Genomic DNA, 21276 nt, shown 5'->3' on the forward strand with positions numbered 1-21276 from the left:
CCTGCTTCACAAACATCCTGATTCATATTGGGTTCTCCGACCCGGGAGCGCCAACCCGGATGCTGCCTACCGGGCAGTCCATCACACAGGCACCGCAACCGGTGCACGAGGCGGCATCAATACTGGGGGTCGGCACCCGACCCAGCATGGGAGAAAAGCGAATGGCGCGGGTTTCACAACTGTCCTGGCAGCGCTGGCAAAACACCTGGGCACTGGCCAGACAGTTGGCTTCAATATGGGCTATGTATTGCCAGGGCGCCTCCGTGGTCGGACGAAAAATCGGCGCCTTGCAGGCCGCGACACAATCACCACAGAAGGTACATTCACCGTGCCGGAACTCCACCATGGGAAAGCCGCCATCCCCCTTGACCAGGATCTGCTCTGGACAGGCCGTCAGGCAGTCGCCACAGCGAGTACAATCGGCCACGAAGTCGGGCCAGGGGAGTGACCAGGGTAACTGGACGCCTGGCTCTTTCGACGTCAAACGACCGCGAAACAGACCCCGACGTGACAGGTTGACACCCTCTGGCATATCGACTCCTTCCTGGTGATAGATAGCGCACTGGTGATCAATAGCGCACGGGCGAGTCCGATGACGGACATCTGCAATACCAATTATAAGATTGGGCGTATATTGCGGCCCTGACAAGTTCAGGGATATACCACCAGGGAGATAAACAGGGGGGATTCTTGCGCTGGATCAAACCCTTGGCGCAATAATGTTCGATGGGCGTACATTTTGTACCCCATTGGAAAAAGCCACTTGGTAGGTGGTGATGGTCAGGTGTGCGAGCGGTTTAACCGCCTATCGATGCCAGATGAGGCGTCGCACCGGCATTCCCTTCATGCAGCCGATGAGTCGCCGCCTTGCCACTGAGCGCCGAGCGAATGCGTTGTTGCAACGCCTCCTGCTGGCTGTCTGCACCGAGCAGATCCCGCAGCTCGACACCATTGTCGCCAAACAGACAGAGGTGCAACTTGCCCACCGAGGAGACCCGCAGCCGGTTGCAACCAGCACAGAAATCCTTGCTGTAAGGCATGATGAGACCGACGCCCCCTTGTGACTCCGGGTGCATGAAGACCTGGGCCGGACCGTCGTCCTTGCCGCGCAGTTGCTGAACCCAGCCACTTTCCAGCAGGCGCTGTTTGATCTGCTCACCGCTGACATGATGGTTCTGGAACAGGGTATCCATCTCACCGGTCTGCATCAGCTCGATGAAACGCAGCTCGATGGGCTTGTGCTTGATCCAGGCCAGAAAGGCATCCAGTTGGTAGTCGTTGAGCCCCTTGAGCAGCACAGCATTGATCTTGACCGATTTGAAACCGGCGGCTAGGGCGGCTTCGATCCCCTCCATGACTTCTGCCAACTTGTTTTCGCCGGTGATCTGGTGAAACTGGCGGGGATCCAGGCTGTCGACACTGACATTGAGGGCGGAAAGCCCGGCATCAAACCACTCGCGGGCCCGCTCCTTGAGACGATAACCGTTGGTGGTCATGGCCACTTTCTCGATGCCCGGGGTGCTTGCCACGGCTTCAATGATCGAAGTGAAGTCGCGACGCAGGGAGGGCTCCCCCCCGGTCAGGCGCACCTTGCGGGTACCCATGGCGGCAAAGCCGCTCACCACACGGCGGATCTCGTCTACCGAGAGAAAGGATTTGCGCCCTTCCGGACGATAGCCGTCCGGCAGGCAATAGGTACAACGGAAATTGCACACGTCGGTGATCGACAGGCGCAAATAGTAAAAACGACGGGAAAAACCATCTTCAAGTGGCGACATAAACACCTTTCCAAATACGGGAGGCCAGGGCATTTCTTTCCTGACCCTTACAGCTCGAACATCGGCTGACGGCTGGTTTCCCCCTATCTCAAGGACTTAGGCAAAACCGCTCGGAGTTCATCTAGTTTTTCGATACTAACACAAGTTGGAGTACACTCCCACGCAACTAAAGAGGTAATCCACACATTCCGGAGACTTTTGGCATCATGCAAAAACGGTTCAGGGTCCGCTCGGTCAGCAGTGCCATCGGCCGATCCATGATTTTGATCCTCTTCATGGCCAGTCTGATCGCGCTGGTCGCCATGGTCACCCTGTTCTATTCGGTACCCGACGCCAAGGCGATCAACCTGTCCGGCTCCCTGCGGATGCAGGCCTACCGAATGGCCTACGAAATCGAGCAGGGTGAGAGCGTACTGGGACGCCTCAACCAGTTCGAAGAGACGCTCCATGCCAGGGAGTTGCAGGAGACCCAGCGCTGGATCACTCCGGCCTCCCTGCGCCGCACCTATGGCGAGGTGGTCAGCCAGTGGGATGAGATGCGCCAACATATCGAAGATCGGACTCCCAGACGATATACCGACAACACCGAAAAATTTGTGGCGGCCATCGACAATTTCGTCAACCAGATGCAATACCACGTGGAGTTCAAGGTACGCATGCTGGCACTAGCCGAAGGGTTGGGGTTGCTCTCCATCATTACCATCGCCTGGTTCACGGTGCGCTTTACCCGCCAACAGGTAGTGGCCCCCCTCAATCAGCTGGTTTATTGCGCCCGCCAGATCCAGCGCCAGGAGTTTGATCTGATCCTGCCAGCCCATCGCGACAATGAACTGGGCGAGCTGTCACGGGCCTTTGGCACCATGGCGGACGAACTTGGCAAGCTCTATCGGGAGCTGGAGAACAAGGTCGAGGAGAAAACGGCCAAGCTGCAGCAGGCCAACGACACCCTCTCGTTTCTCTACAGCACTGCCCAGAAGCTGCACACGGCCCCGCTCAGTACCCGCACGCTTATCAAGCTGCTGGATCGCGCCGCGGCCCACCAGCATATCGATTACATCCGCCTGACCCGTTTCGAGAACAACGTCATGCCGGTTTACCTTTCCGGTCGCACCGGCTGGCCCGGGGATCTCGACGCGGTAGCCAGCTTCTATCTGCAGATGGATGAGCAGGAGTTTGGCCGGCTCGATATCATCAGTCAGCATCCCATCGACGAACGCCTCATCAAGAACTTCACCATGTTGCTGGCCCAGGTGCTGCACAAGGATCAGACCCTGCTGCAACAGCAAAGATTGCTATTGATGGAAGAGCGCGCCGTCATCGCCCGCGAACTGCACGACTCGCTGGCCCAGGCCCTCTCCTACCTCAAGATCCAGTCCACCCTGCTCAAGCGCTCCCATGCCAAGGGCCAGCAGGAGAAAGCACTGGAGGCGATGCAGCAGATCGACGAAGGGCTCAGCAACGCCTATACCCAACTGCGCGAACTGCTCGGCACCTTCCGCCTGACCATAGGAGATGCCAATCTGGGTGAAGCCATCCGGGTCATGCTGGAACAACTGCAGCCCCAGACCACGGCAGAGATCCGGCTTCATTATGGTCTGTCCGACACGGATCTGGAGGCTGGCCAACATATTCATATCCTGCAGCTGATCCGTGAGGCAGTGCTCAATGCCATCAAACATGCCCATGCACAAGTGATTGATGTTAGCTGTCAGACCCTCGCAGATGGTAATATTGAGGTTCAAATTTCAGATGACGGTGTCGGTATTGGTCTCGCCAGCTCAGCGATCAACCACTACGGTTTGAGCATTATGAACGAGCGCGCCAGCAAGCTGCATGGCCTGCTGACCATCAGTGAACTGCAGCCACAAGGCACCCGGGTGCATCTGACTTTTCCCACCAGTCTAACGAGAGACGCTTGATGGACGTGATGAAATACAGTGTTCTGGTCGTAGATGACCATCCCCTCATGCGCAAAGGGATTGTGCAGTTGCTGGCTCTGGAAGAGAACATGGATGTCACCGGCGAAGCTTCCAATGGTACCGATGCCGTGGCCCTTGCCAAAGAATCCGAACCGGATCTGATCCTGCTTGATCTCAACATGAAAGGGCTATCCGGCCTCGACACCCTCAAGGCGTTGCGTGCCGAGGAGATCACCTCGCGGGTAGTTATTCTGACCGTCTCCGATGCCCGCCAAGACGTGGTGGCCCTGCTCAAGGCCGGCGCCGATGGTTACCTGCTCAAGGATACCGAACCCGACCTGCTGCTGGCCCAGCTGGCCGACGTGATGACCGGCAAGCAGATCCTGAGCGAGCCGCTGCGTCCCTACCTCGAGAACATCTACGAGCTGGATCACCTGCAGCAGAAACTCGAAAGCCTCACGCGTCGCGAAATGCAAATCCTGCGCGAAATTGCAAAGGGACTCTCCAACAAACAGGTAGCTTCCGTCCTCCATATCTCTGAAGGCACGGTCAAGGTGCATGTGAAGAGCCTGCTGAAGAAACTCGAGGCGCAAAGCCGCGTAGAAGCGGCCGTCATGTATCTGGAGCAGCGCAACTAAGCGCCTTCCCTTCCCTCTAAAAGCCACCTTCCGGTGGCTTTTTTCATTCTCTGGCACAGTCGCTGCATTGTCTTATCCAGCAACTACTCAATGGAGGATGGAACATGAAAATTCAACCTTTGGCCCTGTTCCCCCTGCCTTCCCACATACTTCCGGGCGGCAAGCTGCCTCTGCGTCTGTTCGAGTCCCATCATCTGCAGATGCTCAAGGAATCGTTCATCAACGATCAGGGCTTCGGCATCGTGATGGAAGAGTCGACCACCTCGGGACAATCCGGCCGGATCCTGCCTGTCGGCACCCGGGTCAAGGTCACCGATTTCTACACCCTGAACGACGGATTGCTGGGCGTCACCGTACTCGGTCTGGAACGCTTCTGCATCCATGAGATGGAGACGGATCCGAGCGGTTTGCGTCGGGCAAAAGTAGAAATGCTGCCCAACTGGCCCAGCATCCATTCGGACTTCAACGACAAGTTGCTGGTGAATCGCCTGCGGGAGGTCTTCGAGCAGTATCCGGAACTGGATGAACTCTATCCCGAGAAACGGTTTGAAGATGCCTCCTGGCTTTGCCAGCGCTGGCTCGAGATCCTGCCGATGCCGATTTATGAAAAGCAGATGCTGATTGCCAAACAAAACAGCGAAGCGGCTCGTCAATTTCTGCATCGCCTGATTTCGCAGTGATAAAAAACCTTTGCAAAATGCAATTATTCCGACAATGAAAATTCATTATTCGCATTTTGCAAAAGACAGGGAGACGAAAAAGAGAGAGCCGTTGCGCTAATCGGCCGAATTGAACACAAAAAGAGTCATTAAAAGTTGGCACAGATTTTTCATACAGTTTAATACAACCCGATTTATCCCGTGCTCTCTTCAGTATTTGCTGAAGAACTGGTCAACCTAACAAGTTGACCATTTTTTTATCCGCGCTCCGGCAATCGCTGGCTGAAATGACGCGCCAGGCACTCCCGCAGCCTCGCCAGGGTGATCGGCTTGGCCAGAAAATCATCCATCCCCTGCGCCAGACAGCTCGCCTTGTCCTCTGCCATCGCATTGGCCGTCAGCGCGACTATGGGGATGGTCACCCCTTGCGCACGCAGTCGCCTGGTGGCTTCCAGCCCATCCATCTCGGGCATGCGCATATCCATCAGGATCAGATCCGGCAGCTGCTCTTCCACCAGTGTCAGTGCATCCAGGCCATTGGCGGCCAGGCGCACCTTGCTGACCAGTTTTTGCAGCATCAGGGAGACCACCAGCTGGTTGACCGGGCTGTCTTCCACCACCAGCACATCCAGTGGCAGCAAAGTCTGGGCACTCTCTTCCCGTACCGGTTGACAATGACAGGGCTGGGCCATGCCGGGGAGATCAAACCAGAAACAACTCCCCTTGCCAGGCTCGCTCTCCAGCCATATCTCCCCTCCCATCAATGCCACCAGACGTTTGCTGATGGCAAGCCCGAGCCCAGCGCCGGAGAAGCGGCGCGTCGCCGAGTTGTCGACCTGAGAGAAGGGTTTGAACAGCAGGGTCTGATCGGCCGCAGCAATACCAAGCCCGGTATCGGTCACGGACACCCTCAACATCTCGTCATGCCACTCCAGCCGCAAAACGATCCGGCCCTGCTCGGTAAACTTGAGGGCATTGTCCAGCAGGTTGCCGATCACTTGCGACAATCGCATCGGATCCCCCTGCAACGTCTGTGGCACCGCCTCGTCTACCTGGCACAACAGTTCGATGCCACTGGCCTTCGCCCGGGGTAGCAAGGGTTCGATGATCGATTGACACAACCCGACAGGTTGCAGACTTTCGCACTGCAGCAACAAGGTCTGGGACTCGATTTTCGAGAAATCGAGCACATCGTCAATGATGGTTTGCAGCAGACGGGCAGAATGGGTGGCATGGCGCAGCAGCGCCTGCTGATCGCTAGACAATTCGGCATGCAGCAACAGATCGAGCATGCCCAGCACCGCATTCATGGGAGAACGGATCTCGTGGGTCATCATGGCCAGGAACTGGGATTTTGCCCGGTTGGCGGCTTCCGCCTCATCACGAGCCCTGGCCAGCTCCTCTTCCCGCTTGATCTGGTTGCTGATATCCCGTGCCGTCCCGCGATAGCCGAGGAAGTGGCCGTTCTGATCCATGTAGGGTTCCGCGTTCACCTCCATCCAGCAGGCTCTGTCCTGCAAGGCCACCAGAACCCGTGCCGCCCGCAGTGGCGCCCGCTGCTCAAGCAGCCGCAGATAGCCCTGGGATTCCGGACTCTGCTTGTTGTAGAGATAGTCATGCAAGGTTGGTTGGGAAGAAGGGGTAATGAACTCCTCCATGTAACCCGGTTCGGAGGCAAAACTGAGGCGATGCTCGGCATCGGTTTCCCAGAACCAGTCGGAAGCCATGGCGGCAAAGCTGCGAAAACGACGCTCACTGGCCTGCAATGCCTCGGTTTTGGCGGCGACCTGCTCCTGCAAACGGGCACGGTAGGTGATATTGACCAGCGCCTGGGCGATGAGCGGACGACAGCGTTGCATCGCGGCCTTGCTGGTAAGATCGAAGGTGCCTGCCTGGGAATGGCGACAGATGAGGATGGCGGTAAAACCCGGGGCCTGCAATCCGGTCAAGAGCAGGCTGGCCCAGCCAGGCTCACAGGCCAGAGGCGCCAGCTCGGGCAGCAGGGAGGGATCGTAGATCACCAGGGTTTCGCCGGCGATGGCCCTGGCAAACGCCGGCGTCATTGACCAGAAGCGCCCCTGCTCTCCCGTCTCGCTGCTCAGGTGGGTAATGCCCTGTTCTCCCTCCCAGGCCACCACATCCGCGTGTTCAAAACCGATGAAGGGTCTCAGTACCTCGATCAGACTCTCCAGTACCCGTTCTAGGGTCTTGGCATCAGCCAGGGTCTCTACCCCTTTGAGCAGAGTGTGGGACTCGTCACGATACCTGGCTTCACGTTCACGGCAACGGGTAAGATCGACCAGAGCGGTTTGCAACTTTTCGCCCAGCGCCTCCAGTTCACCGCTCTCCATCATCTTGTCGCCTGTCCTGTGTCATTGGTCAGAAAGATCACGCTCGATACCATCAGGTTGCCATGAGCCAGCTCGCCATGGGGCAGCCGCCCCTGCTCCCCGAAGGTAAAGGGGGTGATGAAAGGAATCTGGCCAAGCCGGGCCTGGCTCTGCTCCACAAACTGATACAGCATATCACCCAGCGCCAGACGGCAACCAGCACAGAAGATGATCAGCGCCCCGACGGGCTGCAATCTGGCATCGACACCGTACTCGGGATCGATCCGGATGGCGCTGAGGCTGCGCTGCAACAGCCCTTCCTGACTGCTGTACATCAACCACAGGCGCTCGCCCACAGTCACGTCGGTGAAAAGCCGCAGCCCACCTCGCTCCGTCACGGCTTCGGGATGGGAAAGCTTGTAGTAAGGGACGCCATCCAGGGTACCCACCTGACGAGCCAGAGGAGTCAGGGTGCTTTCGTGCAGGATGGGGCCCACTGGCCAGGATTGCTGCCGGCCACACCAGCGGGCATACACCTCTGCAGCGGGCTCATGCTCGATCGTCAACACTTCGCGCCCATCACAGGAAGTGATGGCTCCGTGGCTCTCGGCAGGTACATAACCGGAGTGAAACTGGAAGGCCAGCTGACAGTCAGGATAGAGCACCGCCAACACCACCCCCTGCTTGCTCTGCCCTTCACTCCAGCAGAGCTGCCAGTCGCCGCTCACCTTGTTGTCCGCCGCCGAGCCACCGACCACAGGCACCGAGTGACCAAACTCAGCTTCGATAGAGGCCAGCACCTCCTCCTCCTGGCCCGGGCTGGCATGAACCAGAACAAGCTGGGGCAGTTCGCCCGGGCGGCCGCACTCGAGCATGGCCCGGCGCAGCAACAGACGCACATCCACAGGTTCCCCCTCGGCGCCGGCAACGCCGTAAGCCCCTTTCTCATCATAAAAAGCAGCCACTGCCACGCCATGCTCCTGCCTGACATGATGTCCCATTTCGGTCATCACGCCACCGCAGGAGCTGCACCCCAGCAAGGGGGTCGTCGGAAATTGACGCCCAAGCTGCTCACGCAGTACCGCAGCATCATGGGCCTGGGTAAAATAGACCAGCAACAGGGAAGGCGCCTGCATGGCATGGTGATGAAGCCGCGCGCAGATATCTTGAGCCGCCAGCAGGGAATTTTCCTCAAGAGAGTGAACGGTCAGAAAGTTCAACACCATCTCCTTGCGTTATCGGATTCATGTCGCAAGCAAAAGTCATACCCTTATCAAGTAATTAGCTCATATTCCTTGCTAACATAACCTTCTATCAACCCCAGTGACAGGATGCCCTCATGTGGCAAAAAAACATCAATGACTTCGATCGGGTCGTTGCCATCGGTGGTGGCCACGGTATGGGCCGGGTGCTCTCCGCCCTCTCCTTCCTCGGTCAGCGGCTGACCGGTATCGTCACCACCACGGATGATGGCGGCTCAACCGGCCGTCTGCGCAAGAGCCAGGATTGCATCGCCTGGGGGGATCTGCGCAACTGCCTGAACCAGCTGGTCACCGATCCCAGTATCGGCAGCCTGCTGTTTGAGTACCGCTTCGCCGGCCGTGGCGAACTGGCAGGGCACAATCTTGGCAACCTGATGCTGCTGGCACTGGACAACCTTTGTGTCCGCCCTCTGGATGCTATAAAGCTCATCAGTGACATGCTCAAAATTGAATCACAATTGTTACCCATGTCCGAATTACCCACCGATCTCTGTGCCCATATGGAGTGCGGCAACCAGATCCTGGGGGAGGTCTCCATCGATCAGCTGGCCACTCCCCCCCTCTCCTTGAGCCTGATGCCGGAAGTGCAGGCTACCCGCGAAGCGGTACAGGCGCTGCAGCAGGCTGACATGATCATCCTGGGCCCAGGCAGTTTTCTCACCTCCATCATGCCGCCGCTGCTGCTGGCGGAGATCGCCCAGGCCATCAACGAAAGCAATGCCATGGTGGTGTTCATTTGCAACCTGGTCGCGGAGAAAGGGCCTGCCGGTCAGCTGGATCTGGCCAGCCAGTGCCGCTGGCTGGAATCCAGGATCGGACATGGCCAAATTGATGCCATTCTGGCTCCCTTTGGCGCAGGGGAAGGGGAAACATGGCAAGGTCGCCTGATCGAAGCCGATCTGGGCGAGACGGCATTGCCCCATCGCCATGACCGGCTGAAACTGAAGCTGGCGCTGGACAAGACCATAGGGCACCTGCTCAACCAGCGTTAAGACGCCGCCACTGCCGTGTGGCAGTGGCCGGTTTTCAGTGGTAATCGGCCAGAAAGGCCAACACCTGTGGCAGAGAGTGTTCGAGTTGCTGCAGCTGACGCGCAGCCTCGTCACCATCGGCCTGCTTGCACGCCAGCTCCAGCGCCATCACCTGCTGATAGCTCGTCAGGGCACCATAGCTGCCGCAGGAGGATTTCATGCTGTGCGCCACCCTGGCCAGCGCCTCCCAATCCTGTTGTTCATAAAGTGGCCTGAGCTGACTCAGCTGCTCCCCCACCTCTTCGATAAACACGGTTATCACGACCGGCAACATCTCCTGACCGATATCGTCAGCCAGCTGTTGCAACACCTTGCGATCCACCCACTCCATGCGAGGCCTCTCAAAATGGTATTCAAACAGACCATACTATAGATAGTTTTCGGGCCACGGACGCCCGGACAGCTCACCTGAGACCGGCAAACTGCTTCAACATCCAGCCCAAAAGACGAAAAACGTGATCGGGCTCAAAATATCAACACGCTTTGACAGCAATGCAAAATAACATCATTGCAACAAATTAACATTCAAGTAACACTAAGCATCATCAGAGTGATGATGCTCAGCAACACCTCTCATCCCTTTTGCCCTTTATGGCTGCTGCGAAGAACCAGGGTAGGTATCTACCCTGGTATTTTTTTATTGGCCGATCTCGTCGTGATTGCTGGCGATACGCTCACCCAGCCGGAACAGGTTAAACTCACCAGGTTCCATCTTGACCCAGTGTTCATTCCCAGTCAGCGGACGAGTCGTGATGATGGTCACCACGTCATTGGGGGTCGTCTCACTATGAAAATCGATCACGACCTCTTCATCCAGCAGACTCGCTTCACCAAAGGGGGCACGCCGGGTCAACCAGTGCAGATTGTTGGAGCAAAAGGTCATCACATACTCCCCGTCCGAGAGCAGCATGTTGAACACCCCGAATGCCCGTAGCTCGTCACATAGGGTAGCGAGGTAGCGAAACATGGCGGGGAAGTTGGCCGGTCGCCTCGGATACTTCTGCTCCAGCCTGTCGAGCAGCCAGCAGAAGGCGTGTTCGCTGTCGGTATCCCCCACCGGCCTGTGCCGCCCGGTGGCCAGCCTCTTGTAGCCGGTCAGCTGACCGTTGTGGGCAAAGGTCCAGTACCGCCCCCACAGCTCGCGGGTAAACGGGTGAGTATTTTCCAGCGACACGCAGCCCCGGTTGGCCTGGCGGATATGACTGACCACGGCGCAGCTCTTGATGGGCAGCGCCTGTACCAGCCTGGCGATGGGAGAGTGGGCACTGGGCTCGGGATCCTTGAAAGTACGAAACCCCTTCCCCTCATAGAAGGTGATCCCCCAGCCATCCTTGTGGGGACCCGTCTTGCCACCGCGCAGCATCAGGCCAGTAAAACTGAAGCAGATATCGGTCGGCACATTGGCGCTCATGCCGAGCAGTTCGCACATATCTGGACCACTCCTTCCTTGACTACTTGTTCATCTGGCTGACTTGGCAGAAAAGCATAGCCTTTGCATCAAGCCGCTTGTCCAGATTGGCGATGCCGGACAGGCACACTCCTGCCCGGCGTCACTATCACTTACTTGGCCATCTCTTTTTCGACCAGCTGGATCAGGATGTGGATCACTTTGATGTGCACTTCCTGAATGCGGTCGGCATAACCGAAGTGTGGAACGCGGATCTCCACATCGGCCAGACCTGCCATCTTGCCACCATCCTTGCCGGTTAAGGCGATCACCTTCATGCCCTTGGCACGAGCCGCCTCGATGGCCTTGAGGATGTTGCCGGAGTTGCCGCTGGTAGAGATGCCGAGCAGCACGTCACCACGGCGGCCGACAGCCTCGACGTAGCGGGAGAAGACGAAGTCATAGCCAAAGTCGTTGGAGACGCAGGAGAGGTGGCTAGGATCCGAGATGGCGATGCCGGCATAACCCGGACGGTTCTCGCGATAGCGGCCGGTCAGCTCCTCGGCAAAGTGCATGGCGTCGCAGTGGGAGCCACCGTTACCACAGGAGAGTACCTTGCCTTCCTCTTTGAAGGAGTCAGCCAGCAGCTTGGCGGCCGCCTCGATATTCTTCAGATTCTGCTCATCGGCCAGGAAGGCTTGCAGCACGCTGGCGGCTTCGGTCAGTTCATTGCGGATCAATTCTTGGTACATGATGTCTCTTCCACTTTTTAGTGTGCGTGTAAGTCGCCGCTATTCTCGCACAAGGCAATCCCGTCGTCGCCCCCTCCCTCGGCAGGTCGCGCCACAGGCTGGCCTGCCACGTTACGGGGATCACAGTCGCAAGGTAATGAGCTTGTAAACAACTTGATAACTTTGTGCGTATGAATTACAACAAGGGCCAGACCAAACAGGTCAGACCTCTGGATCAGTTACGCCACATTGGCAACCTATCACGCAAGGAGCAAGCAATGACGACGACCCTCACTCTGCTCGGGGTGATCCTGGTTATCGGAGCCCTGGCCTATCGCCGGGCATCCCTGTTCATCTCGACCCTGGTAACCTTCGCCGCCCTTATCATCGGGGCCCTCTACGGTCATGTGCCCTTGCTGGTATGGGCCCTGTTTGCCGTGGTTGCCATCCCCCTCAACCTGGTGGAATTTCGCCGAAACCAGCTGACCAAGCCGCTGTTCAAGCTCTACAAATCCATCATGCCAGAGATGTCCCGCACTGAAAAAGAAGCCATCGAAGCGGGCACTACCTGGTGGGAAGCCGACCTGTTTGCCGGCAATCCGGACTGGAAGAAGCTGCACGCCATCCCGGTCAGCACCCTGTCGGCAGAAGAGCAGGCCTTCCTGGACGGTCCGGTGGAAGAGGTGTGCCGCATGGTCAGCGACTGGGAGGTAACCCACGAGCGGGCCGATCTCTCTCCCGAGGTGTGGCAATACCTGAAGGACAACAAGTTCTTCGCCATGATCATCAAGAAGAAGTACGGTGGCCTGGAGTTCTCCGCCTACGCCCAGTCCTGCGTGCTGCAAAAGCTGTGCGGCGCCAGCGCCGTGCTCGCCTCCACCGTCGGCGTGCCCAACTCCCTGGGCCCGGGCGAACTGCTGCAACACTATGGCACCGATGAGCAGAAGGATTACTACCTGCCTCGTCTGGCGGTCGGCAAGGAGATCCCCTGCTTCGCCCTGACCAGCCCGGAAGCGGGTTCGGATGCGGGTTCCATCCCCGATTTTGGCATCATCGCTAAGGGCGAGTGGGAAGGGGAAGAGGTGCTCGGCATGCGCCTGACCTGGAACAAGCGCTACATTACGCTTGCCCCCATCGCCACCGTGCTGGGGCTCGCCTTCAAGCTGCGTGACCCGGAGCATCTGCTGGGGGAGGAAGAGGAGCTCGGCATCACCTGCGCCCTGATCCCGACCCACATCAAGGGAGTCGGCATCGGCCGTCGCCACTTCCCGCTCAACGTGCCGTTCCAGAACGGCCCGACCCAGGGCAAGGACGTCTTCGTCCCCCTCGATTTCATCATCGGCGGCCCGGCCATGGCCGGACAGGGTTGGCGCATGCTGGTGGAGTGCCTCTCGGTCGGTCGCGGCATCACCCTACCCTCCAACAGCACCGGCGGCGTCAAGATGCTGGCCCTGGCGAGTGGCGCCTACAGCCGCATCCGTCGCCAGTTCAAGCTGCCCATCGGCAAGATGGAAGGCATTGAAGAACCGCTGGCCCGCATCGGCGGCAACGCCTATATCATGGGCGCCGCGGCCAACCTGACCGTGACCGGCATCGACCTTGGCGAGAAGCCCTCGGTCATCTCCGCCATCGTCAAGTACCACCTCACCGACCGTGCCCAGAAGTGCATCATCGATGCCATGGACATTCACGGCGGCAAAGCCATCTGCATGGGTCCCAACAACTATCTGGCCCGCGGCTATCAGGGAGCGCCTATCGCGGTAACCGTCGAGGGAGCCAATATCCTGACCCGCAGCATGATCATCTACGGCCAGGGCGCCATCCGCTGCCACCCCTACGTGCTGCCCGAAATGCTGGCAGCCAGCCACCCGGATCAGGAGCAGGCCCTGAAAGACTTCGACAAGGCGGTGTTCAGCCACGTCGGCTTTGCCATCAGCAACCTGGTGCGCAGCTTCTGGCTGGGTCTCACCGGTGCCCGCTTCGCCGCCGCCCCCTATGGGGATCAGACCAAGCGCTATTATCAGCAGCTCTCCCGCCTCTCCGCCAATCTGGCGTTCCTGTCGGACATGGCGATGGGCACCCTGGGGGGCGAGCTCAAGCGCAAGGAGCGGGTCTCCGCCCGTCTCGGCGACGTGCTGAGCCAGCTCTATCTGGCCTCCAGCGCCCTCAAGCGCTATCAGGACGAAGGACGCCAACAGGCCGACCTGCCGCTGCTGCACTGGGCGCTGCAAGATGCCCTGTTCAAGGCACAGGAGGCGATCGACGAGCTGCTGCGCAACTTCCCGAACCGCTGGATTGGATTGGCTCTGCGCGTCATCGTGCTGCCGCTGGGTCGCGACATGAAGCGCCCGAGCGACAAGCTGGACAACCAGGTAGCCCGCCTGCTGCAAACGCCGAGCGAAACCCGCAGCCGCCTGGCCAAGGGACAATACCTCACCCGCGAGGAGGGCAACCCCTTCGGCCTGCTGGAGCAGGCACTCGATGACGTGCTGGCCGCCGAACCGCTGTTTGACAAGGTGTGCAAGGCCGATGGCATCAAGCGTCCCTTCCTGGCGCTGGACAAGGTAGCCGACATCGGACTGGCTGCCGGCGTGCTGAACCAGAGCGAGGCCGACCTGCTGCGCCGCGCCGAAGTGAGCCGCCTGCGCACCATCAACGTCGATGATTTCGACCCCATCGATCTGGTGGCCAACAAGCAGCTGTTTGAAGCCTCCGCCTACCATCACGCGGCCTGAGTCGCCGCTCTGCCAATGACGCCTCCCACCGGGAGGCGTTTTTTATTCTGTACGGTAGCGACAAAGCGCCAGCCGCCTCCCCTCTGTTCTTGATCACAAAAAAGGGCACAATAGCCGGCAGTTCAAACACACAAGGAAGCCGAGATGAGCCTTGAGCACCTGATCCAGTGGCGCCGCGATCTGCACCGCCTGCCGGAAGCCGCCTGGAAAGAGTTCCGCACCACCAGCCTGATCGCCCACCACCTGAGCGGACTCGGCTATCACATCGTGCTCGGTGACAAGCTGCTGGCCAGCAATCTGGTGATGGGGCGGGATCTGGACGTGGCAGCCGAGAAGGCCCGCGCCCGCCGCCAGGGGGCGCATCCCGACTGGCTGGATCGCATCGGTGACTTTACCGGTCTGATGGGGGAGCTGGACACCGGCCGTCCCGGCCCGACGCTCGCCTTTCGCTTTGACATCGATGCGGTGGAAGTGGAAGAGTCCGGCGACGAGCAGCATCAACCGCAGCGGGAAGGGTTTGCCTCCCACAACAAGGGGTGGATGCACGCCTGCGCCCACGATGGCCACACCGCCATTGGCATGGGGCTGGCCAGCCGGTTGATGGCGATGAAAGAGCAGTTGGGGGGGCGCATCAAGCTCTTCTTCCAGCCGGCCGAAGAGGGGTGTCGCGGCGGCAAGGCGCTGGCGGCCGGCGGGGCGCTCGATGACGTGGATGCCCTGCTCTCCCTGCATATCGGTATCCACGCCAGCAGCGGCGAGCTGGTGATCAACCCCACCGAGTTTCTCTGCTCCACCAAGTTCGATGTGCACTTCATGGGTACGGCGGCCCACGCAGGTCTTGAGCCCAACGCCGGTTGCAACGCACTGGCCGCCGCCTGCATGGCCACCAGCGCCATGCTCGCCATTCCCCGCCACCGGGATGGCATGACCCGCATCAATATCGGCCAGCTCAACGGCGGCAGCGGCCGCAACGTGATCCCCGATCATGCCGAACTGCGCGGCGAGACCCGCGGCGCCGACAGCGCTCTCAACAACTACATGTTCGGCCAGGTGCAACGCATCGTCGAAGGGGTGGCCATGGCCCACGGGGTCACCTACCAGATCATCAAACAGGGCGAGGCCATTGCGCTGGACAACAGCCCCACCCTGCAGGCCGAACTGACCGCCCTGGCCCGCCAGCAGGGGCTCGCCACCATCCAGACTCGCCGCTTCGGCGCCAGCGAGGATGCAGGTTTCCTGATGGAGCGGGTACAAAAACAGGGAGGCGAAGCCGCCTACCTGGTGCTCGGAGCCGATCTCGCGGCGCCGCACCATCACAATGCCTTCGATTTCGATGAGCGGGTGATGCAAAGCGGGGTCGATCTGCTGGCCGCCTGGGTGCTCTCCCGTCAAAGCACACAGCCAGCGGCGGCGCGCTGACCAGCACGGTAAAAGGCTATATCGCAGGATCAAAAAAGGCGCCCAAGGCGCCTTTTTGACGAATGCATCGCAATGGATCCCGGAGCGACTCACTAGTGCGACTCGCCATCGCCCCGCTTGCGATTGGTGTTGGGGCGACCGCCGGTCACCGCATCGGCCCGACCTTCCTCTTTGGCCTTCTCGGCCCGTTTCTTGCGCATCTCGCGCGGATCGGCGATGAGCGGACGATAGATCTCGATGCGATCCCCGTCCTGCAGGGGATCACTCCCCTTGACCGGGCGGCTGTAGATACCGAACTTGTTGACTGCCAGATCGATCTCCGGGTGCTTTTGCACGATACCGGACTGCTCGATGGCATCCAGCACGCAGGTCTCTGGCGCAACCCTCAGCTCAATCACCGTCTGCTGCTGCGGCAAGGCGTAGACCACCTCTATGGTGAGCTGCTCAGACACCGTAAACCTCCTTCGCCCGGTTGGAGAAGGCGGCGACCATGGAACTCACCAGATCGCGGAACACCTGACCGAAGGCCACCTCGATCAGCTTGGAGGTAAATTCGAAATCGAGATCGAACTCCACCTTGCAGGCATCCACATCCAGCGGAGTGAAGGTCCACCAGCCCGCCAGCTTGCGAAACGGGCCATCCACCAGCTCCATCCTGATCTGGCGGTTCATGTCCAGCTGATTGCGGGTGGTAAAAGTCTTGGCAATGCCCGCCTTGGCCACATCCACCGAGGCCATCATGTAGTCATCGCCGGCCTCGTGCACGCGACTGCCGACGCAACCGGGCAAAAATTGCGGATAGGCATCCACATCGTTAACCAACTTGAACATCTGTTCTGCACTGAACATCACCAGGGCACTGCGAGTAATACGGGGCATGGCTTTTCCTCATCCAATCGCCGCGATTTTATCATCATGTTCCGGCTTGTGGAGGTAAAACCTCGGTCAAACTGCTCATTAAGCCGCCACTCGAGCCGCTGCACGTTTTACAGCCGCCCTCGCCTACGTATAATACGAGCCTCCTAGTCATTGCCGGAAATCGCCCGTCATGAGCAAAAAAAACAGTAAAAACAAAGCCGGGTCCAGCACCATTGCACTCAACAGAACCGCGCGCCACGAATACTTCATTGAAGAGAAGATCGAAGCGGGTCTGTCCCTGCAAGGGTGGGAAGTCAAATCCCTGCGGGCGGGCAAGGCCAACATCAGCGAAGCCTATGTCATCTTCCGCGATGGCGAGGCCTACCTGTTCGGCTCCAGCTTCCTGCCACTGCAGGCTGCCTCCAGCCACGTGGTGTGTGACCCGACCCGTACCCGCAAGCTGCTGCTGAGCCGGCGTGAACTCGACAAGCTCGAGAGCCTGATCGCCCGTCAGGGCTACACCATAGTGCCGCTCGCCCTCTACTGGAAACAGTGCTGGGTCAAGGTCGAGATCGGTCTGGTAAAAGGCAAGAAAGAGCACGACAAGCGCGAAGATACCAAGGCCCGCGAATGGGATCGGGAAAAAGCCCGCATCATGAAGAACAAAAATCGCGGCTAATCCGCTTGATGCTGCAAGGTCCGGGCTCCAAGCCCGGACTTTTTCTTTTCTGGCCTACCGCTTACCCTCTCCCCCCTGCTTGCGCACAATAAATCGGCAAACGGAGCGGCTCCCCGCGGGAATGGCCATCAACGCCTTGCCATGGCAGCATTTTTGCGTACAATCCCTCTTAACAACTTGGGGCTGATTCTGGATTCGACAAGATTCACGAAACCCAAGGTGCATGCCGAGGTGCGGTAGGCCTCGTTAATAAACCGCAAAAAAATAGTCGCAAACGACGAAAACTACGCACTGGCAGCTTAATAACCTGCGCAGAGCCCTTCTACCCTAGCTTGCCTGTGTCCTAGGGAATCGGAAGGTCATCCTTCACAGGATCGTGTGGAAGTCCTGCTCGGGGCGGAAGCATTAAAACCAATCGAGCTAGTCAATTCGTGGCGTGTCTCTCCGCAGCGGGTTGGCGAATGTAAAGAGTGACTAAGCATGTAGTGCCAAGGATGTAGTAATTTTGGACGGGGGTTCAAATCCCCCCAGCTCCACCAATTTAACTAGGACACCGACAGGACAAACCCAGAAAAAACAGCCACTTAGCACAAACAAGGCGACAGTGACTGGCCCAAAACTGGAATCGAAATGATCCACTGGTGATCCAAGAGCAAGAAAGCCTGCAGAAATGCAGGCTTTTTTCTTTTCTGCCATCCAGGCATAGAAAAGCCCGCACAGTGGCGGGCCAATCCGAATCCTTCCGCATCACGCTGACACGGTGGCTTCATCGCGTAGTTTTTTTCAGAATGCGCGCGATCTTGCTCTCCTCCTCAGGCGCCAGGTCCAGCGTCTCAACAAACTCTTCCAGTTCGCTTAGTAGTGATTCCATCCGATTTCCCCCTTGCTCTCCCAGTCTCTCGACTGTGAAATACTGTATACCCATACAGTGCATCTCTTGAATTTATCATTTTCGGACTGATTTGGGTATTAAAAATGGGGCCGCAGCCCCATCAGTATCAGTCAGCTTTGTCAGGCATCATGCGCTGGATCCTGTCAACAAGCGCCCGGCGTTCCTGGGGGCAGAGGTCGATAACCTCCAGCTCCCCCAGCAGGGCATTCAACTCAACCTGTAGTTGGGCGGCACTCATTGCAGACCTCCCAGGCTAAATCTCTCCTCGCTGATCCAGCACTCTATATGAATGAGAGCTTCATCGATTTTGCTGTTTGCCATCGACCTGCACCCCTCGCTGCGCTCATCAGCGGTGGCAATGGCACACTCTGACGTCAACAACTTTGCATCTTCAAGAAGCCCTTCAATCTCAAGAAGATACTCAATCGTTTCGTTGGTTGGCTCTCCGCCAGACGGGAATGGAACCACATTGCTGTCGCTCATGCCGCACCCCCAACTTCCAGCGCAGTGATGATGACGCCAACCGCCTCAGCCCCCGCCTCGTTGTAGCGGAAAGTCTCCACCTGCTTGGTCGAGCTGCGGGATTTGTCCAAGAAGAACTTCCCGTATCGCTCGGTTTTCAGGTTGTGCTCGTTGGCGATGCGGCCCACCTTGTTGGCGCTGATACCAAACCGCTCACCCACCTCTCCGGCGGTGTAGTAACGCTCTGTCAGCACCGGAAGAGGAAGGATGTTGTCACCAACCACCGTGTTGACGGCCGTCGCCATCGCAGTTTGCCTTGCCTCCTGGCTCAGGTTGGGCATGACCGAGAGCGCCACCGTAATGGCATCTGCGGTCATCTTGATCGCCCGTGCCTGACGGTATTCCGGCAAGTAGGACTTGGCAGCCTTCCTGACGGATTGGCGATCGGCCTTACCGGTGGTCCAGTACTGCCACAGCACTTCGTCGCACTCTTCCTGATAGGCCACCACCTTCTCGCGGATCTCGGGGGAGACCTTGCCTGGCTGAACCGAGTAGAGCCAGGCCGGCAGCTTGCGGAGTGGAAGGCAGGTCATGGTCTGATTGCCACCGGCTGAAGGTATCACGATTTCCTTGATACCTTTGCTGAACTTGGTTGTCAGCTTCGCATGCTGGCCCTGCCAAGCCAGCCCCATCCCCTCAACCACCGGCTTCATTGGAACATAGGGTTCGCCTTGGTGATCGACCAGATAGAGGTTGTCGCCACGGAACGGCACGACCATGGACTGATTCGCGGCCCTGCCAATAACTTTGGTTTGCTGATACTGTTGTTGTATAGTCATATAGTAACTCCAATCATTTGCGTGCTTGGTTTACATCTCTCGACCCGAGCTGTTGGCGCAGCTTGGGTCGAACTTTTCCTACTGAAACTTAAACTCATTCAGATTTACCTCTCCCCTCTTTACCAGTGCATCCAGGACTGCCAGTCTGTACATCACCTCTGCTGCCAGTGTCCTGAAATGTTGGTCTGCATTCTCGCTGTACTCCGTGATCATGGCTGGAGTCATGCGTATCTGTATTGGTTTTTTCTTCTCGCTCGCCATCTTCGTTCCTCTCTTGGTTGTCGTTTCGACATGATGAAGATAATCCAACAAATCACCTCATGCAATGATTTTTCAATACCATATGTGAAACGATGTGCTTTGACTCTCCTGCGCTGCATGGTAAATACTTGCAACCATTGAAAAATGCTGATTCCTATCCCAATCAGCACATTAGGACCAATTATGGCTATCGAGAAAAAAACTAAGAAGAACACAACAAGCGTAAACCTTTCATTGAGGCTAGACCCACGTTCTAAGTATCTGATTGATCTACTCGCCAGGCAGCAGAAACGCACCATCACTGGGGTGATAGAGTGGGCGGTCGAGCGTGCTGGTACCGAAGCCATCTTCGATACCGAACGAGGTGAAAACTTCTTAGAGGTGATTGATGGGCTATGGTCAACCGATGAGTCCATTCGCTTGGCTAATCTCGCTCTGGCGCGACCCGACCTTCTGGATTACGACGAGCTCAGGATCTGGGAAACCATCAAAGCATCCCCAGATCTTTGGAGCACCAATGGTCAGTTGATGTATTCAACCTTGCAGGAAGAGTGGGATAATCTGTTAGAGCACGTCGAACAACATCGACTCAGTAGAGCAATCAAGCCATACTCCGTCTTATGAAGTGACAAACATCTTATTGTGGAGGGACTATAAACTTGATGCACCTCAATGTCTTAGTCCACAGATAGAGCATGATATGATATCTGTGTCGATTGATACGTTTTCGTATGCTTGCCATGTTTTTTATTGTAGCTAGGCACAAGTAAAGTATTTTTTAATAGGTGAAAATGTTAATCATTTTAATGCGTAGCGTTCAAATGGGTAGACAAATGAATAGTATAAAATTAGCCTTTACTTTGTTTTTCCTTCTTGCATGGTCAAGTGCAGCAAATTCGTCAGACATTTGCAACATAGTTCGTGGTGCGTATGTACTTGCCCAAGATAGTAGCAATACGTTCCTAGGTGTTATAGATAACAAGTTTAATAGCAAATCAATATTTAATGATTACGGTGACTACGGAAGCAAATATTCTTCAAGCTCAATCTGGAATGAGTATGGTAGTTTTGGCGGAAAGTTTGGAATGTATTCTCCATTCAATTCAATGTCAATAAACCCACCAATGCTTGTTCAAGGCAACAACATTATCGGCTATCTTTCTTCAAATAAATCCGTTGCAAATTCAATCAACCCTTCTATTCTAAGAGCTATTTGTGAAGATAAGCTTTGAACAATTTTCTATTATACAGCCGATTCATTTCTCATAAGATCAATCCAAACATAGCAATCCAGATCGCTCCGGCTGGATTTGCTGAAACACCAACAACCGGCCGCAAAGGGTATCAGTGCCAGGGTGAAGCTGACACTGAACGCTTTCAGCGCCACCACCATCAT

General features: G+C 57.3%; 22 protein-coding genes, 1 other RNA gene and 1 riboswitch. Of the genes, 10 read left to right on the forward strand and 13 right to left on the reverse strand.

Going from position 1 to position 21276, the window contains the following annotated elements; all coding sequences use genetic code 11:
- Window positions 1-22: 22 nt before the first annotated feature.
- Together napF and moaA are read right to left on the reverse strand one after the other, a co-directional pair.
- Complete coding sequence (napF, locus tag BN1123_RS13090) at window positions 23-532, reverse strand: ferredoxin-type protein NapF (protein ID WP_042027476.1); 510 nt, start codon at window positions 530-532, stop codon at window positions 23-25.
- A gap of 265 nt (window positions 533-797) precedes the next feature.
- Complete coding sequence (gene moaA, locus BN1123_RS13095; protein WP_042027477.1) at window positions 798-1778, reverse strand: GTP 3',8-cyclase MoaA; 981 nt, start codon at window positions 1776-1778, stop codon at window positions 798-800.
- Window positions 1766-1906: riboswitch (molybdenum cofactor riboswitch) on the reverse strand. It overlaps the preceding gene by 13 nt.
- Window positions 1907-1984: 78 nt before the next feature.
- Between moaA and narQ the strand changes: the two genes are divergently transcribed.
- From narQ to BN1123_RS13110, 3 genes are all read left to right on the forward strand, one after another.
- The gene (gene narQ, locus BN1123_RS13100) at window positions 1985-3697 is read left to right on the forward strand and encodes a nitrate/nitrite two-component system sensor histidine kinase NarQ (RefSeq protein ID WP_042027478.1); all 1713 of its coding nucleotides are present in this window, start codon (window positions 1985-1987) and stop codon (window positions 3695-3697) included.
- Window positions 3697-4335, forward strand: coding sequence for a two-component system response regulator NarL (narL, locus tag BN1123_RS13105; protein ID WP_026455821.1), 639 nt, complete (start codon window positions 3697-3699; stop codon window positions 4333-4335). The genes narQ and narL overlap by 1 nt, the downstream gene beginning before the upstream one ends.
- Before the next feature lie 104 nt (window positions 4336-4439).
- Entirely contained in the window at window positions 4440-5015 is a 576-nt protein-coding gene (locus BN1123_RS13110) for an LON peptidase substrate-binding domain-containing protein (RefSeq protein WP_026455820.1), read from the forward strand.
- Between the two features lie 236 nt (window positions 5016-5251).
- On the opposite strand, the gene BN1123_RS13115 is transcribed toward BN1123_RS13110, so the two are convergent.
- Both BN1123_RS13115 and BN1123_RS13120 read right to left on the reverse strand, forming a co-directional pair.
- Window positions 5252-7348, reverse strand: a complete 2097-nt coding sequence (locus BN1123_RS13115; RefSeq protein ID WP_042027480.1) for an ATP-binding protein — start codon at window positions 7346-7348, stop codon at window positions 5252-5254.
- Window positions 7345-8550, reverse strand: a complete 1206-nt coding sequence (locus tag BN1123_RS13120) for an FIST signal transduction protein (RefSeq protein ID WP_042027482.1) — start codon at window positions 8548-8550, stop codon at window positions 7345-7347. The genes BN1123_RS13115 and BN1123_RS13120 overlap by 4 nt, the downstream gene beginning before the upstream one ends.
- Before the next feature lie 113 nt (window positions 8551-8663).
- Between BN1123_RS13120 and BN1123_RS13125 the strand changes: the two genes are divergently transcribed.
- The gene (locus BN1123_RS13125) at window positions 8664-9578 is read left to right on the forward strand and encodes a gluconeogenesis factor YvcK family protein (protein WP_042027483.1); all 915 of its coding nucleotides are present in this window, start codon (window positions 8664-8666) and stop codon (window positions 9576-9578) included.
- 34 nt (window positions 9579-9612) lie between these two features.
- On the opposite strand, the gene BN1123_RS13130 is transcribed toward BN1123_RS13125, so the two are convergent.
- From BN1123_RS13130 to lpcA, 3 genes are all read right to left on the reverse strand, one after another.
- Window positions 9613-9948, reverse strand: coding sequence for an Hpt domain-containing protein (locus BN1123_RS13130; protein ID WP_026455815.1), 336 nt, complete (start codon window positions 9946-9948; stop codon window positions 9613-9615).
- A 306-nt stretch (window positions 9949-10254) separates the two neighbouring features.
- Window positions 10255-11046, reverse strand: a complete 792-nt coding sequence (locus BN1123_RS13135) for a class II glutamine amidotransferase (protein WP_026455814.1) — start codon at window positions 11044-11046, stop codon at window positions 10255-10257.
- A gap of 131 nt (window positions 11047-11177) precedes the next feature.
- The gene (lpcA, locus tag BN1123_RS13140; RefSeq protein ID WP_026455813.1) at window positions 11178-11756 is read right to left on the reverse strand and encodes a D-sedoheptulose 7-phosphate isomerase; all 579 of its coding nucleotides are present in this window, start codon (window positions 11754-11756) and stop codon (window positions 11178-11180) included.
- Window positions 11757-12013: 257 nt separating this feature from the next.
- On the opposite strand from lpcA, the gene fadE reads away from it, so the two are divergent.
- On the forward strand, window positions 12014-14470 hold the full coding sequence (gene fadE / locus BN1123_RS13145; protein WP_042028173.1) for an acyl-CoA dehydrogenase FadE: 2457 nt from the start codon (window positions 12014-12016) through the stop codon (window positions 14468-14470).
- A gap of 144 nt (window positions 14471-14614) precedes the next feature.
- A complete protein-coding gene (locus BN1123_RS13150) occupies window positions 14615-15889 on the forward strand; it encodes an amidohydrolase (protein ID WP_042027485.1) in 1275 nt (424 codons plus the stop codon).
- Window positions 15890-15981: 92 nt separating this feature from the next.
- Here the strand turns inward: BN1123_RS13150 and BN1123_RS13155 are convergent, their stop codons facing one another.
- Window positions 15982-16341 carry an RnfH family protein gene (locus BN1123_RS13155; protein ID WP_026455811.1) on the reverse strand — a complete coding sequence of 120 codons (360 nt, stop codon included), beginning with the start codon at window positions 16339-16341 and terminating at the stop codon, window positions 15982-15984.
- Entirely contained in the window at window positions 16334-16768 is a 435-nt protein-coding gene (locus BN1123_RS13160; protein ID WP_026455810.1) for an SRPBCC family protein, read from the reverse strand. The genes BN1123_RS13155 and BN1123_RS13160 overlap by 8 nt, the downstream gene beginning before the upstream one ends.
- 169 nt (window positions 16769-16937) lie before the next feature.
- Between BN1123_RS13160 and smpB the strand changes: the two genes are divergently transcribed.
- Window positions 16938-17426 carry an SsrA-binding protein SmpB gene (gene smpB / locus BN1123_RS13165; protein ID WP_026455809.1) on the forward strand — a complete coding sequence of 163 codons (489 nt, stop codon included), beginning with the start codon at window positions 16938-16940 and terminating at the stop codon, window positions 17424-17426.
- Window positions 17427-17605: 179 nt separating this feature from the next.
- Window positions 17606-17965, forward strand: a transfer-messenger RNA (tmRNA) gene (gene ssrA, locus BN1123_RS20970).
- Between the two features lie 459 nt (window positions 17966-18424).
- On the opposite strand, the gene BN1123_RS21910 is transcribed toward ssrA, so the two are convergent.
- From BN1123_RS21910 to BN1123_RS13185, 4 genes are all read right to left on the reverse strand, one after another.
- Entirely contained in the window at window positions 18425-18556 is a 132-nt protein-coding gene (locus tag BN1123_RS21910) for a hypothetical protein (protein WP_257520022.1), read from the reverse strand.
- Window positions 18553-18801, reverse strand: coding sequence for a hypothetical protein (locus tag BN1123_RS13170; protein ID WP_042027486.1), 249 nt, complete (start codon window positions 18799-18801; stop codon window positions 18553-18555). Before BN1123_RS13170 ends, BN1123_RS21910 begins: the two co-directional genes overlap by 4 nt.
- Window positions 18798-19619, reverse strand: coding sequence for a phage antirepressor N-terminal domain-containing protein (locus BN1123_RS20455; RefSeq protein ID WP_052449260.1), 822 nt, complete (start codon window positions 19617-19619; stop codon window positions 18798-18800). Before BN1123_RS20455 ends, BN1123_RS13170 begins: the two co-directional genes overlap by 4 nt.
- 78 nt (window positions 19620-19697) lie before the next feature.
- On the reverse strand, window positions 19698-19880 hold the full coding sequence (locus tag BN1123_RS13185) for a hypothetical protein (RefSeq protein WP_042027487.1): 183 nt from the start codon (window positions 19878-19880) through the stop codon (window positions 19698-19700).
- A gap of 183 nt (window positions 19881-20063) precedes the next feature.
- Between BN1123_RS13185 and BN1123_RS13190 the strand changes: the two genes are divergently transcribed.
- Entirely contained in the window at window positions 20064-20504 is a 441-nt protein-coding gene (locus tag BN1123_RS13190) for a hypothetical protein (RefSeq protein WP_042027489.1), read from the forward strand.
- A gap of 167 nt (window positions 20505-20671) precedes the next feature.
- Window positions 20672-21112: a hypothetical protein gene (locus BN1123_RS21430; protein ID WP_152952585.1), complete on the forward strand. Its 441-nt coding sequence runs from the start codon at window positions 20672-20674 to the stop codon at window positions 21110-21112.
- The last annotated feature ends 164 nt before the right edge of the window (window positions 21113-21276 follow it).

The organism is Aeromonas enteropelogenes (genome assembly GCF_000819845.1).
GTDB lineage: Bacteria > Pseudomonadota > Gammaproteobacteria > Enterobacterales > Aeromonadaceae > Aeromonas > Aeromonas enteropelogenes.